The 13444-nt window shown below is 73.3% G+C and carries 11 protein-coding genes and 1 pseudogene; 3 read left to right on the top strand and 9 right to left on the bottom strand.

Annotated elements, in window-relative coordinates; translation table 11 throughout:
* The 7 genes from LJ221_RS19495 to LJ221_RS19465 all read right to left on the bottom strand — a co-directional run.
* Positions 1-1185, bottom strand: a 1185-nt coding sequence (locus LJ221_RS19495) for a proline/glycine betaine ABC transporter permease (RefSeq protein ID WP_241718022.1), incomplete at its 3' end; no start/stop codon positions are given.
* On the bottom strand, positions 1182-2348 hold the full coding sequence (locus LJ221_RS19490; protein ID WP_241718021.1) for a glycine betaine/L-proline ABC transporter ATP-binding protein: 1167 nt from the start codon (positions 2346-2348) through the stop codon (positions 1182-1184). The genes LJ221_RS19495 and LJ221_RS19490, both read right to left, overlap by 4 nt.
* A complete protein-coding gene (locus tag LJ221_RS19485) occupies positions 2345-3955 on the bottom strand; it encodes a GMC family oxidoreductase (protein ID WP_241718020.1) in 1611 nt (536 codons plus the stop codon). Before LJ221_RS19485 ends, LJ221_RS19490 begins: the two co-directional genes overlap by 4 nt.
* 78 nt (positions 3956-4033) lie before the next feature.
* Positions 4034-5536: an aldehyde dehydrogenase family protein gene (locus LJ221_RS19480; protein WP_241718019.1), complete on the bottom strand. Its 1503-nt coding sequence runs from the start codon at positions 5534-5536 to the stop codon at positions 4034-4036.
* Positions 5537-5879: 343 nt separating this feature from the next.
* Entirely contained in the window at positions 5880-6869 is a 990-nt protein-coding gene (locus LJ221_RS19475; protein ID WP_241718018.1) for a malate dehydrogenase, read from the bottom strand.
* A 275-nt stretch (positions 6870-7144) separates the two neighbouring features.
* On the bottom strand, positions 7145-7591 hold the full coding sequence (locus LJ221_RS19470) for a DUF3017 domain-containing protein (RefSeq protein WP_374228508.1): 447 nt from the start codon (positions 7589-7591) through the stop codon (positions 7145-7147).
* A complete protein-coding gene (locus LJ221_RS19465; protein ID WP_241718016.1) occupies positions 7581-8453 on the bottom strand; it encodes a bifunctional methylenetetrahydrofolate dehydrogenase/methenyltetrahydrofolate cyclohydrolase in 873 nt (290 codons plus the stop codon). Before LJ221_RS19465 ends, LJ221_RS19470 begins: the two co-directional genes overlap by 11 nt.
* A gap of 382 nt (positions 8454-8835) precedes the next feature.
* Here LJ221_RS19465 and LJ221_RS19460 point away from each other — a divergent pair, with 382 nt between their 5' ends.
* Both LJ221_RS19460 and LJ221_RS19455 read left to right on the top strand, forming a co-directional pair.
* On the top strand, positions 8836-9429 hold the full coding sequence (locus tag LJ221_RS19460; protein ID WP_241718015.1) for an RDD family protein: 594 nt from the start codon (positions 8836-8838) through the stop codon (positions 9427-9429).
* Positions 9430-9595: 166 nt separating this feature from the next.
* A complete protein-coding gene (locus LJ221_RS19455; RefSeq protein WP_241718014.1) occupies positions 9596-10180 on the top strand; it encodes a hypothetical protein in 585 nt (194 codons plus the stop codon).
* Between the two features lie 60 nt (positions 10181-10240).
* Here LJ221_RS19455 and purH read toward each other — a convergent pair whose 3' ends face one another.
* Together purH and purN are read right to left on the bottom strand one after the other, a co-directional pair.
* Entirely contained in the window at positions 10241-11830 is a 1590-nt protein-coding gene (purH, locus tag LJ221_RS19450) for a bifunctional phosphoribosylaminoimidazolecarboxamide formyltransferase/IMP cyclohydrolase (protein ID WP_241718013.1), read from the bottom strand.
* A complete protein-coding gene (gene purN / locus LJ221_RS19445) occupies positions 11823-12476 on the bottom strand; it encodes a phosphoribosylglycinamide formyltransferase (protein ID WP_241718012.1) in 654 nt (217 codons plus the stop codon). The genes purH and purN overlap by 8 nt, the downstream gene beginning before the upstream one ends.
* A 231-nt stretch (positions 12477-12707) precedes the next feature.
* On the opposite strand from purN, the pseudogene LJ221_RS19440 reads away from it, so the two are divergent.
* Positions 12708-13444 (top strand): annotated as a pseudogene (locus LJ221_RS19440) (hypothetical protein); the annotation flags it as partial.

Here is a 13444-nt window from a genome sequence, read left to right as displayed (position 1 = left end):
GACGAGCGCCGCCGCGGCGGCCCGCGCCGACCAGGCGCGCTTCCGGCTCACGGGGGCCGAGGCGTCGTCCAGGCGCGCGCCGGCGGCGGCGGTGGTGCGGTCCAGCCAGACCGCGATGAGCACGATGGCGATGCCGGGGCCGAGCGCCTGCCCGACGTCCACCCGCGACAGGGCTGTGAAGACCTCGTCACCCAGGCCGCCCGCGCCGATGACCGAGGCGAGGACGACCATCGACAGGCACATCATGATGGTCTGGTTCAGTCCCAGCAGCATCTGGCGGCGGGCCAGCGGCAGCCGGGCCGTGACCAGCCGCTGCCAGGCGTTCGCGCCCAGCGAGGCGGATGCCTCCAGCGCGGCCGGGTCGGCGCCGCGCAGACCGAGCGAGGTGAGGCGGGCCATGGGGGGCGCCGCGTAGATGACGGTGGCGATCAGGGCCGAGGGCGTGCCGATGCCGAAGAGGAGCACGAACGGCAGCAGGTAGGCGAACGCCGGCATCACCTGCATGGTGTCGAACACCGGGCGCAGCAACCGCTCGCAGCGGTCGGAGAGTCCGGCGGCCAGACCGAGCGCCGCGCCGATCAGCGCGGCGGCGGCGACGGCGACGGCCATCAGCGCCAGGGTCTCCATGGCGGGCGCCCACAGGTCCAGCAGGCCGATCACGGTGAAGGTGCCCAGGGCGGTCGCGGCGGTGCGCAGGGCGCGGCGGCCGAGGTCGGCGCCGCCGGCGAACCAGGCGAGGGCGGCCGCGCCGGCCGTCACGCCCGTCCAGCCGAGCCCCTGGAGGAGGGCGAGGACGCCGTCGACGGCCAGGACCGCGTTGTTGCTGATGTGCAGCAGGAAGTACAGGAACAGCCAGTGCGACTCGCGGTTGTCGACCAGCCAGGCGTCGAGTTCGTCCAGTGGAGGGCGGACGTCGAGGGTCAGGGCGTCCGGCCAGCTCCCGCTGCCCCACGCGAGGGCGGCCGCGGGGGCCGCCACGAGGGCGAGGAGGGCCAGGACGACGAGTCTTCGGGTGGCCGGGCGGGCGGGGACGCGGGAGGTCAGGCCGCGCGGGGCGCCGGGGCGGCCCGGTCCGGGGCCGGGCGGGGTGGAGGCGGCCTTGCCGGGCTCTCCGGTCCTCTGCCCGTTCCCCGGCTTCCCCGGTTCCGGGGTCCGGGCGGAGGGGGCGGGGGTGGCGGTCGTCATACGGCGGCCGCCTCCCCGCCGGCGGTATGGGAACCGCCGGGGTCCGGGGCCGGTCCGGCGTCCGGGTCCAGGCCCGCGACGACGGCCAGCAGCCGGGCATGGTCGACGACGCCGAGGGTGCGGCCGTCCTCCGTCACGCGGACGTGCTCGCCGCCGCGCGCCACGGCCTCTATCGCCTCGGCGACGACCTTGCCGGGGGCGAGGGCCACACCGGCGTCGGCCTCACCGGCCAGTGCCGGGCGCATCGCGCGGCGCACGGAGATGACCTGCTCGCGCGGCACGTCGCGGACGAAGTCGCGCACGTAGTCGTCGGCCGGGGCGGCGACGATCTCCTCGGGGGTGCCGAGCTGGACGATCTCGCCGTCCCGCATCAGCGCGATGCGGTCGCCGACGCGCAGCGCCTCGGACAGGTCGTGGGTGATGAAGACCATCGTGCGGCCCTCCTCCCGGTGGAGCCGGATGACCTCCTCCTGCATGTCGCGGCGGATCAGCGGGTCCAGTGCGCTGAAGGGCTCGTCGAACAGCAGGACCTCGGGGTCGACGGCGAGCGCGCGGGCCAGGCCGACGCGCTGCTGCTGGCCGCCGGAGAGCTGTCCGGGGCGGCGCTCGCCGAGTCCGGCGAGGCCGACCTTCTCGATCATCTCGGCGGCGCGGGCGCGGCGTTCGGCCCTGCCCACGCCCTGGATCTCCAGACCGTAGGCGACGTTGTCGGCGACGGTACGGTGCGGCAGCAGGCCGAAGTGCTGGAAGACCATGGCGGCGCGGGTGCGGCGCAGTTCCCGCAGCCGGGCCCGGTCCATGGCCAGGACGTCCTCGCCGTCGATGTGGAGGGTGCCGGCGGTGGGTTCGATCAGCCGGGTCAGGCAGCGCACCAGGGTGGACTTGCCGGAGCCGGACAGGCCCATGACGACGAAGACCTCGCCGCGGGCGACATCGAAGGAGATGTCGCGGACGGCGGCGGTGCAGCCGGTGCGCTCGCGCACCTCGGCGGCGGGCAGCCCGGTCAGGGAGGCGTCGCCGGGGACGCGGTCGGCCTTGGGGCCGAAGACCTTCCACAGGTTCCGGACGGAGAACACCGGGTCGCCGTCCCTCGGTGCCACAGCCTCCGGAGCGCTGTACGGAGCGCTGTCCGGCACGGAGGGGGTGGCTGGGGCTGCGCTCATGCGGTACCTCCCGGTGTCGTGGTGTCGTCGGACCCGTCCCGGGATCCGCCGTGGTCGTCGCGGTCGTCGCGGTCGTCGCGGAGCAGGTCGGCGGCCTTCTCGCCGACCATCAGCACACCGATCATGGGATTGACGGCGGGGATGGTGGGGAAGACCGAGGCGTCGGCGATGCGGACACCGTCCAGGCCGCGGATGCGCAGGCGCGGGTCCACGACGGCCAGTTCGTCGTCGGTCGCGCCCATCCGACAGGTGCCGGCGGGGTGGTAGACGGTGTGGGCGACCCGGCGGGCGTACTCGCTCAGCTCCTCGTCGGAGGTGATGTCCGGGCCGGGGCAGACCTCCCGCTTGAGCCAGGAGTCCAGCGGCGCGGCCCGGGCTACCTCGCGGGCGATGCGGATGCCGTCGACGAGGGTGCGGGCGTCGTAGTCCTCGGCGTCGGTGAAGTAGCGGAAGTCCAGGGCCGGTTTGACCGTGGGGTCGGCGCTGGTGAGGTGGAGCCGGCCGCGGCTGCGGGGCTTGGGGACGTTGGGGGTCATCGACACACCGTGGGCGGGGCGTTCGTAGCCCAGCCGCTCGGGGTTGTCGGTGAAGGGGATCTGGTAGAAGTGGAACATCAGGTCGGGGCCGGGGGATTCGGGGTCCCGGCGGACGAACAGGCCCGCGTCGGAGTCCATCGCCGAGTTCTCGGGGATGGGGCCGTCGGTCTCCCAGACGATGACCGACTCGGGGTGGTCCAGCAGGTTCTCGCCGACGCCCGGCAGGTCGTGGACGACCGGAATCCCCAGGGCCGACAGGTCCGCGGCCGGTCCGACGCCGGAGTGCAGCAGCAGCCTGGGGGTGTCCACCGCTCCCGCGCACAGCACGACCTCGCGCCGGGCGGTCACCAGCGTCTCCTCGCCGTCGGCCGTGCGGACGTGGACGCCGGTGACGCGTCGGCCGCTCTCCCCGCCGAACCGGAGCCGGTACGCCCAGGTCTCCAGCCACAGCTCCAGGTTGGGCCGGTCGCCGGCCTCCATGTGGGGATGGAGGTAGGCGACGGAGGCGGAGGAGCGCTTGTTGTCCTCCGGGTGGTAGGCGAGATCGAAGAAGCCGGCGCCCTCGGTGAACGGCCTGTCGTTGAAGCCCTCCACGCGCGGTACGCCGAGGGCCGCCCTGGCGGCGTCGACGAAGTCGCGGGCGATGGCGTTGCGGTCCTTCTCGTCGACGGCGACGATGTTGTTGCGCAGCCGGTGGTAGTAGGGCTCCATCGCGATGGCGTTCCAGCCGCTCGCCCCGGCGTCCTCCCACTCCTGCCAGTCCGAGGGCAGCGGTTTGAAGGAGATCAGGGTGTTGTGCGAGGAGCAGCCGCCGAGCACGCGCGCCCGGCTGTGCCGGATGTGGGAGTTGCCGCGTGGCTGCTCGGTGGTGGGGTAGTCGTAGTCGAGGTCGCCGCCGAGCAGGCCGAGCCAGCGGCGCAGGGTCAGTACCTCGGGGCGGTCGATGTCGGAGGGACCGCCCTCGATGAGGGCGACGGTGGTGCCGGGGTCCTCGGCGAGCCGGGAGGCGATCACCGAGCCGGCCGTGCCGCCGCCGATCACCACGTAGTCGTAGGTGGTGTTGCTGGGCATGAAGGTGGTGCTCCTACAGGGGTGTCGCGTCAGGGAGGCGCGGGAGTGAGCGGGGCGCGTGGAGGCGCCGGGGTGTGGTCAGCCGGTGAACCAGCGCACCGGTGCGGGGCGCAGGTTCTCGTAGACGTGCTTGGTCTCGCGGTACTCGTCCAGTCCGGAGGGGCCTAGTTCGCGCCCCACACCGGAGCGGCCGAAGCCGCCCCACTCCGCCTGCGGCAGGTAGGGGTGGTAGTCGTTGATCCACACAGTGCCGTGGCGCAGCCGGGCGGCGACCCGGCGGGCGCGGGCGGTGTCGGCGGAGAATACGGCACCGGCCAGGCCGTACTCGGTGTCGTTGGCCAGGGTCACGGCCTCGTCCTCGGTGCTGAAGGTCTCCACCGTCAGGACTGGGCCAAAGACCTCCTCGCGCACCACGCGCATCGCGCGGTCGCAGCGGTCCAGGACGGTCGGCGGGTAGAAGTAGCCGGTGGCCGGGAGGATGTCGGAGGGCCCTGGGCGCTCGCCGCCGCAGCGCACGACGGCGCCCTCGGCGATCGCGGAGGCGACGTACTCCTCGGTCCTGTCGAGCTGCCGCTGGGAGACGAGCGGGCCGCACTCGACGCCGGGCTCGGTGCCGCGGCCGAGCCGGATGCGGCGGGCGCGGCGGGCGAGTTCGGTGACGAAGCGGTCGTGGACGGACTCCTCCAGGATGAGGCGGCCGCCGGCCGAGCAGACCTGCCCGCTGTGGACGAAGGCGGCGTTGAGGGCCTGGTCGACGGCGGTGTCGAAGCCCTCCTCGGTGGCGCAGGCGTCGGCGAAGACGACGTTGGGGTTCTTGCCGCCCAGTTCCAGGGCGACCTTCTTGACCGTGGCGGCCGCGGCGGCGGCCACCTTGGTGCCGCTGACCAGGCCGCCGGTGAAGGAGACCAGGTCCACGCCGGGGTGCTCCGCGAGCCGGGCACCGACCGGGTCGCCCGCGCCGGTGACCAGGCCCGCCACGCCCGCGGGCAGGCCGGCCTCGGTCAGCAGCCGGATCAGGTGGACGGTGGACAGCGGGGTGATCTCGCTGGGCTTGACGACGAAGGTGTTGCCCGCGGCCAGCGCCGGGGCGATCTTCCAGCTCGCCTGGAGCAGCGGGTAGTTCCAGGGAGTGATCAGCGCGCAGACGCCAACCGGTTCGTGGACGACGACGCTGTGCACGTCCGGGCTGCCCGCGTCCACCACGCGCCCGCCGGAGCTGTTCACGGCCCGGTCGGCGAAGTAGCGGAAGGCGGCGGTGACGTCGTCGACGTCGACGCGGCCCTCCTCGATGGTCTTGCCGGTGTCCATGGACTCGGTGAGCGCGATCTGCTCGCGGTCCCGCTGGAGAAGGTCGGCGGTGCGCCTCAGCAGCGCCGCCCGCTCGGCGACGGGGGTGCGCGGCCAGTCGCCGGTGTCGAAGGCGCGGCGGGCGGCCTCGACTGCGGCGTCGACGTCCTCGGCGCCGCCCTCGGAGACGACCGCGAGCACCGTCGCGTCGGCGGGGTCGAGGACCTCCCTGGTTCTTCCGGATAGGGAGGAGCGCCACTCCCCGTCGATGTGCGTGGTCTCGATCGCCGACACGTTCCGTACTGCCTTCCTCGCATGGTGCTCCTGCCGCCCGGCAGGCCGAGCGACCCGGTCCCATGCCCCGTACCGAGGAATTCATTCTTTTAATCCATGGCAAGTGGCATGACTCACACGAGAAACCATGATCATCAGGGATCTATGTGAATGAATTTAAGGCGATGCGAGGACATGGAGGATATTACGGTTGCCACATGAAGTACTCTTTCGGACACGGAGAGCGACCCGGCCCCCGTTCCTGCTGCGACCCCGTCCCGGCTCCGTTCCGGAACGCCGAAGGCCCCCGGCCGGAGGGGGCCGGGAGCCTTCGGTGCGCGGGTGTTCCGGAGCGGGTCCCGGATCAGATGAGGCCGAGGCCGCGGACGGCCTCGCGCTCCTCCTCCAGCTCCTTCACGGAGGCGTCGATGCGCGCCCGGGAGAACTCGTTGATCTCCAGGCCCTGGACGATCTCGTACTTCCCGCCGGAGCAGGTGACCGGGAAGGAGGAGATCAGGCCCTCGGGGACGCCGTAGGAGCCGTCCGAGGGGATGCCCATGGAAGTCCAGTCGCCCTCCGGGGTGCCGTTGACCCAGGTGTGGACGTGGTCGATGGCGGCGTTGGCGGCGGAGGCGGCCGAGGAGGCGCCGCGGGCCTCGATGATGGCGGCGCCGCGCTTGGCGACGGTCGGGATGAAGTCCTCGGCCAGCCACTTCTCGTCGTTCACGGCCTCGGCGGCGTTCTTGCCCGCGACCTCGGCGTGGAAGACGTCCGGGTACTGGGTGGCCGAGTGGTTGCCCCAGATGGTGAGGCGGCGGATCTCCGACACCGGGGCACCGGTCTTCTTCGCGAGCTGCGACAGGGCCCGGTTGTGGTCCAGGCGGGTCATGGCGGTGAAGCGCTCGGCCGGTACGTCCGGAGCGGCGGCCTGGGCGATCAGGGCGTTGGTGTTGGCCGGGTTGCCCACGACCAGGACCTTGACGTCGTCCGCGGCGTGGTCGTTGATGGCCTTGCCCTGCGGCTTGAAGATGCCGCCGTTGGCCTCCAGCAGGTCGCCGCGCTCCATGCCCTTGGTGCGCGGGCGGGCGCCGACCAGGAGCGCGACGCTTGCGCCGTCGAACGCCTTGTTCGGGTCGTCGGTGATCTCGATGCCGCTGAGCAGCGGGAAGGCGCAGTCGTCCAGCTCCATCGCGGTGCCCTCGGCGGCCTTGAGACCCTGCGGGATCTCCAGGAGGCGCAGCGCGACCGGCACGTCCGGGCCCAGCAGCTGACCGGAGGCGATGCGGAACAGCAGCGCGTAGCCGATCTGGCCGGCGGCGCCGGTGACGGTGACATTGACGGGAGTGCGGGTCATGGCGGTCTCCGTTTACCTGACAGTGGCGGCTGGGTCTCCAACGTATCTCTACATCAAGAGACCTGGCGTCAGGCTATCCGACGGCTCCGTCCCGGGGAGCGGGGGGCGGCCGCCCGCCGGAGGGGGGATCGGCGGGCGGCCGCAGGGGGCGTACCGTGCCCGTGGGGGGGGGTACGTGGAACCGCGTTCCCCGGATTCACGCCGTCATGCCGTACGGATTCGGCCGGCCCCCCTCGTGTGCCGGCGTCCGCCCCGGGGCCGCGTTCCCGGCCCGGTCAGCGGATCGTGAAGTGGACGATGTCCTCCAGGAAGGGGATCTCCAGCAGGGGGGCGGGCTGCGCCATCAGTGCCAGCAGCACGACCGCCGTGCCCATCAGGCCGTACGTCACCACGTCCGTGAAGCGGGAGCGCACCGCGAGCATCCCCACCGACGGCACGGCCCAGCGCAGCGCGGCGCCGGCCAGCAGGGAGAGGCCGACGGTCAGCAGGCCCGTACGGAAGTGGCCGAGCGTCACCAGCAGGCCGACGGCCGTACCGGCCAGCACGCACAGCAGCGGCCACTGCCGCGCGGGTGCGGGGGCTTCCCCGGGGGCCGCCCGCCCGCCCCCCTCGGGACGGGCGGTGTCGCGGGTGATCAGCGGGAAGCGCCGGGAGGGGCGCCCGCGGGCGCCTTCACTCCCCCCGGCCTGCCCGGTCCGCTCGGTTCCCGTCTCAGCCGACACGGTCCGCACCCGCGGCGCGCTCCGCCGCCTCCACCACGTTGGCCAGCAGCATCGCCCGCGTCATCGGGCCGACGCCGCCGGGATTCGGCGAGAGCCACCCGGCCACCTCCGCGACGTCCGGGTGCACATCGCCGGCGATCTTCCCCGTCGCCGCGTCCCGGCTGACACCCACGTCCAGCACGGCCGCGCCCGGCTTGATGTACTCGGGGCGGACCAGGTGCGCCGCCCCGGCCGCCGCCACCACGATGTCCGCCCGGCGCAGATGCTCTCCCAGGTCCCGGGTGCCGGTGTGGCACAGGGTCACCGTCGCGTTCTCCGAGCGGCGGGTGAGCAGCAGTCCGATGGATCGGCCGACGGTGATGCCGCGGCCGACGACGGCCACGTCCGCCCCGTCGATCTCCACCTCGTGGCGGCGCAGCAGCTCGACGATGCCGTTGGGGGTGCACGGCAGCGGGGCCCGCTCGTTGAGCACCAGGCGGCCGAGGTTCGTCGGGTGGAGCCCGTCGGCGTCCTTGGCCGGATCCATCAGCTCCAGGACGCGGTTGGTGTCGATCCCGCGCGGCAGCGGGAGCTGCACGATGTACCCGGTGCAGGCCGGGTCCTCGTTGAGTTCGCGGACGACCGCCTCGATGTCCTCCTGGGAGGCGGTGCCGGGCAGCTCGCGCTGGATGGAGGCGATGCCCGCCTGGGCGCAGTCGCGGTGCTTGCCCGCGACGTACTTCTGGCTGCCGACGTCGTCGCCGACCAGGAGCGTGCCCAGGCCGGGCTGGATGCCGCGCGCCTTCAGGGCTTCTACGCGGGCGGCGAGTTCGGTCTTGATCGCGGCTGCGGTGGCCTTGCCGTCGAGAATCTGGGCGGTCATGGGGCCATCTTCCCGGATACGGGGACCCTGTCTCCAATCGCGTCCGCACCGCACGGCACCGCGCGGCTCCTCGGGTACGGAGAGTGATGCCCGCGTCGCGGAGCGACTTGTTCCACAGGAGCCGCGGAGCCCGGGTGTTGCGGATTCGCCACAGTCCTCCGTCTTGTCTGGACAGCGTCATCCGTCCCCCACCAGCATGGTCGCGGATGCCGTGCCCGCGGGGGCCGACCGGGTGCGGCGCACGGGGGAGGCACGCTCTTGTACGACCCGTTCCTCACGCAGCGGAGCTGCGGGGGGGCGCCGCGGTGTTCCTTCGGACGTCCCCCTGGACATCTCTCGGCCCCGACCGTCCCTGTCCCGTCCGCGCGTAAGGAAGACGCTCATGAGCCACCCGCAGGACCCGTACGGCCCGCCGCCGCAGGGCGCGTACCCCCGGCAGCCGCAGCAGTCCCAGCACCCTCAGTACCCCCAGCAGCCCCAGGGCGGCGGCATGCCGCCGTACGCGGGCTGGGGCTCCCGGGCGGGCGCGTACCTGCTGGACAGCCTGATCGTCGGCCTGGTGCCGATGATCCTGATCGGCATCGGCTACGCGCAGGTCATCGGAGCCCTCATCGACGCGGCCGGGAACTGCCCGATCGGCGACACGGTCTGTGCGCAGAACGCGGCCGAGATACCCGGCAGCGCCTGGCCGCTGATCATCGTCGGAGTCCTGCTCTCCCTGGCCGGCCAGCTGTGGCTGATCCACAGGGAGGGCAGGACCGGCCAGACCCCGGGTAAGAAGGCACTGAGGATCAGCCTGCTGCGGGAGGCCGACGGGCAGCCGCTCGGCTTCGGCATGGCCTTCGTGCGCAAGCTGGCGCACATCCTGGACGGCGCGGCCTGCTACATCGGCTACCTGTGGCCGCTGTGGGACGGCAAGAAGCAGACCTTCGCCGACAAGGTGGTCAACAGCGTCGTAGTGAAGCAGCGGCAGTAGATCCCCTCCGCCGGTTCCTCCTCCGTTCCGGCGCGCGCACGCATCCGCCGGGGATGTGCGGGCCGGTACGGGGAAGGGTGGTTTCTGAGGGAGTGGCGCGGCCCCCTCGGCGTCCGGTCACCGCACAGATCGCCCGGAGAACCCGGAGGAACCGGAGGAGAACGCCATGAGCAGCTCCGACCCGAACACCCCGAACGAGCCCTACCGGAAGAACCCGTACGACCGGCCCTCCGCGGGGCGGACGAGCGGCCCGCCCGGCGGGCACCACGGCCCCTTCGGCGGTGCCGAGGAGCATCCGCTGTCCCCGCCGCCCGGCCCGGCGGGCTCCCCCGGGGGGCCTCCCGGCGGGCCGCCCGGGGCGATGCCGGGCAAGGTCAGCTCGTCCCGCATGATCTTCTTCATCGCCGGCGGGCTCCAGGCCCTCTTCTCGCTCCTGGCGATCGTCACCTTCGCCGCGGCCGAGGACGATCTGGAGGAGACCTACGGCGATCTGGGCGTGGGCACCGGCGTCTACTACGCGCTGTTCGTCTTCTTCCTGCTCCACGCGATCGTCGGCATCGTGCTGGCCGTGAAGTTCCCGCGGGGCGGTAACGGGCTGCGGATCTGGAGCATCGTCTGGTCGGCCGTCCTGGTGCTGGTCGGCCTGGCCACGCTGCCCCTCGGGCTGCTGTGGCTGGTGCTCGGCATCGTCTGCGTCGTACTGCTGTCCTCCACCGAGTCGGCGGCCTGGTTCAACCGCCCACGGGCCTGACCGGCCCGCGCACACCGCAGGCCGCGCCCCCGCCGGGGCGCGGCCTGACGTGCGTCCACCTCAGTGGAAGAAGTGCCGGGTGCCCGTGAGGTACATCGTCACACCCGCCGCCTTCGCCGCCTCGATCACCTGCTCGTCGCGGACCGAGCCGCCGGGCTGGACGACCGCCCGCACGCCCGCGTCCGCCAGGACCTGGAAGCCGTCGGGGAAGGGGAAGAAGGCGTCGGAGGCCGCGTAGGATCCGCGCGCCCGCTCCTCGCCGGCGCGCTGGACGGCGAGTCTGGCGGAGTCCACCCGGTTGACCTGGCCCATGCCGACGCCGACGGTGGCGCCGCCCCTGGCCAGCAGGATCGCGTTGGACTTCACCGCCCGGCAGGCGCGCCAGGCGAAGGCCAGCTCCGCCAGCTCCGCCTCGCCCAGCGCCTCGCCGGTGGCGAGCGTCCAGGCCGCGGGGTCGTCGCCGTCGGCCTGGAGGCGGTCGGCGACCTGGAGCAGCGCACCGCCGTCGACCGGCTTGTGCTCCAGATGGGCGGCCGGGGCCTGGGGGCAGCGCAGCACGCGGATGTTCTTCTTGCGGGCCAGCACCTCCACGGCGCCGTCCTCGTAGTCCGGCGCCACGATGACCTCGGTGAAGATCTCGGCCACCTGCTCGGCCATGGCGACGGAGACCGGGCGGTTGACGGCGATCACGCCGCCGAAGGCGGACAGCGGGTCGCAGGCGTGGGCCCTGCGGTGGGCCTCGGCGACATCCGCGCCGACGGCGATGCCGCAGGGGTTGGCGTGCTTGATGATCGCCACGCACGGCTCGGCGTGGTCGTGGGCGGCCCGGCGCGCGGCCTCGGTGTCCGTGTAGTTGTTGTAGGACATCTCCTTGCCGTGCAGCTGCTCGGCCCCGGCCAGACCGCCGGTGCCGTCGCTGTAGAGGGCGGCGGCCTGGTGCGGGTTCTCGCCGTAGCGCAGCACGTTCGAGCGCTGGTAGGCGGTGCCCAGGAACTCGGGGAAGCCGGAGTCGTCGGCGGGGGCGTGGTCGGTCGCGAACCAGGAGGCGACGGCCACGTCGTAGGCCGCGGTGTGCGCGAACGCCTCGGCGGCCAGCCGCCTGCGCGTCGCGAGGTCGAAGCCGCCGCCCGTGACGGCCTCCAGCACCTCGCCGTAGCGGCCGGGGTTGACGACGACGGCGACGGACGGGTGGTTCTTGGCCGCGGCGCGGACCATCGACGGACCCCCGATGTCGATCTGCTCCACGCACTCGTCCGGGGAGGCGCCGGAGGCGACGGTCTCCCGGAAGGGGTAGAGGTTGACGACGACGAGGTCGAAGGGCTCCACGTCCAGCTCGTCGAGCTGCCGGCGGTGGTCCTCCAGGCGCAGGTCGGCCAGGATGCCGGCGTGCACGCGTGGGTGGAGGGTCTTCACCCGGCCGTCCAGGCACTCGGGGAAGCCGGTCAGCTCCTCGACCCGGGTGACCTCCACGCCCGCGGCGGCGATCCGCGCGGCCGTCGAACCGGTCGAGACGAGCTTGACGCCCGCCGCGTCCAGGCCGCGGGCCAGCTCCTCCAGGCCCGTCTTGTCGTAGACGCTGACCAGCGCGCGGCGGACGGGCCGCCTGGGGGCCGCGGGGGCCTCGGTGGTGGTCTCGGAGCCTTCAGTCATGACCGAGAATGACCTTTCTTGCCTCGATGCGGTAGCCGTGGCGGGCGATGCGTCGCACCGTGTCGACGAGCAGCCGCCGCTCGACTTCCTTGATCCGCTCGTGGAGCGTTGATTCGTCGTCCTCCTCCCGCACCTCGACCACGCCCTGGGCGATGATCGGGCCGGTGTCGACGCCGTCGTCGACGAAGTGGACGGTGCACCCGGCGACCTTCACGCCGTACGCGAGCGCCTCGCGCACGCCGTGGGCACCGGGAAAGCTGGGGAGCAGGGCGGGGTGGGTGTTGACGAAGCGCCCGCCGAACCGGGCGAGGAACTCCTTGCCCACGATCTTCATGAAACCGGCGGAGACCACCAGATCGGGCTCGTGGGCCGCCACCGCCTCGGCCAGCGCGCGGTCCCAGGCGTCCCGGCCCGCGTGGTCGCGCACGCGGCAGACGAAGGTGGGCAGCCCGGCGCGCTCGGCGCGCTCCAGCCCGGCGATGCCGTCGCGGTCGGCCCCGACGGCGACGATCTCGGCACCGAAGGCGTCCGGCCTCTCCTCGGCGACGGCGTCGAGGAGCGCCTGGAGGTTCGTGCCCGAACCCGATACGAGAACCACGACGCGGGCCGGGGAATGGGCGGCGAAGGAACGGGAAGCGGAGGCCACGACGAGGCTCTTCTCGGATCTCTCGGTGGGACGGTGCGGCTTTGTACGGTCGTACGAATCCGTGGGGCGGACGAATCCGGGGAACCCTACGAAGCGGCCGACCGTCGGCAACGATACCGGCACACCGGACGGCCCCCTCGGGACGGGGGGACGGCCGCCCGGTAGCGTCTGGAGCACACATCGGCGAACGGCCCGGCGCCGGGACGACAACTAGGGGAAGACACAGAGCACATGACGGACCGACGACGCCGCGCGGCCCCTGAGACCTCGACCGGGATCCCGGCCGGTACCGCCCCGGGTCCGCTCCGGCGGCCCGCCCGCGGCCCGTCCCCCTCCGGCCTGTCACCCTCCGGGCCGTTCGCCCTCTCCGCCCGGGTCTCCCCCGGTCCGCTCCTGCGCGACCGCCTCCCGCGCGGCCGGGAGGACGACAACCCCTTCGCCGCGCCGCCCGAGGGCCGCCCCGAGCGGCCCTGGCGTCCGCGCGGGTCCCGGGGAGCCGGTCCGTCCGGCTCCTCGGACCCGTCGGGCTCGTCCGGCTCGCCGGACTCCCCGCGGGATGGCGGCGAGGGCGGGGACGGCGACCGGCCGGAAGGCTCCTCACCCGACTGGGGCCGCCGGTGGAGCAGCCGCCAGCCGGGCCGGCAGAGCGGCGGCTTCGGCGGCGGCGACCGTCCGGAGCAGGGCGGCGGCCAGGGCGGTGCACCCGGTGGCATGCGCTGGGACCCGACCGACCCCGTCCAGCGCCGGGCCCGGTACGCCCTGGTCATCGGCGGCTGGGGGCTGATCTTCGCCTTCTTCGGCTTCCCCTGGCTCGCGGTACCGCTGGGCGCGCTGGCCGTGTACTGGGGCATCGGCGCCGTCCGCGGCAGGCTCCACCGAAGCTTCCTCCACCCCTGCCGGGCGCACCCCGTAATCCCCGCGCTCGTCCGCAGAGCGCGCACGCCCCTCCTCGATCCGCTCCTCGACCC

It is taken from the genome of Streptomyces sp. CNQ085 (genome assembly GCF_022614595.1).
Lineage (GTDB): Bacteria > Actinomycetota > Actinomycetes > Streptomycetales > Streptomycetaceae > Streptomyces.
The sequence above is the reverse complement of the archived record's forward strand: the minus strand, read 5'-3'. Positions and strand labels throughout refer to the sequence as shown.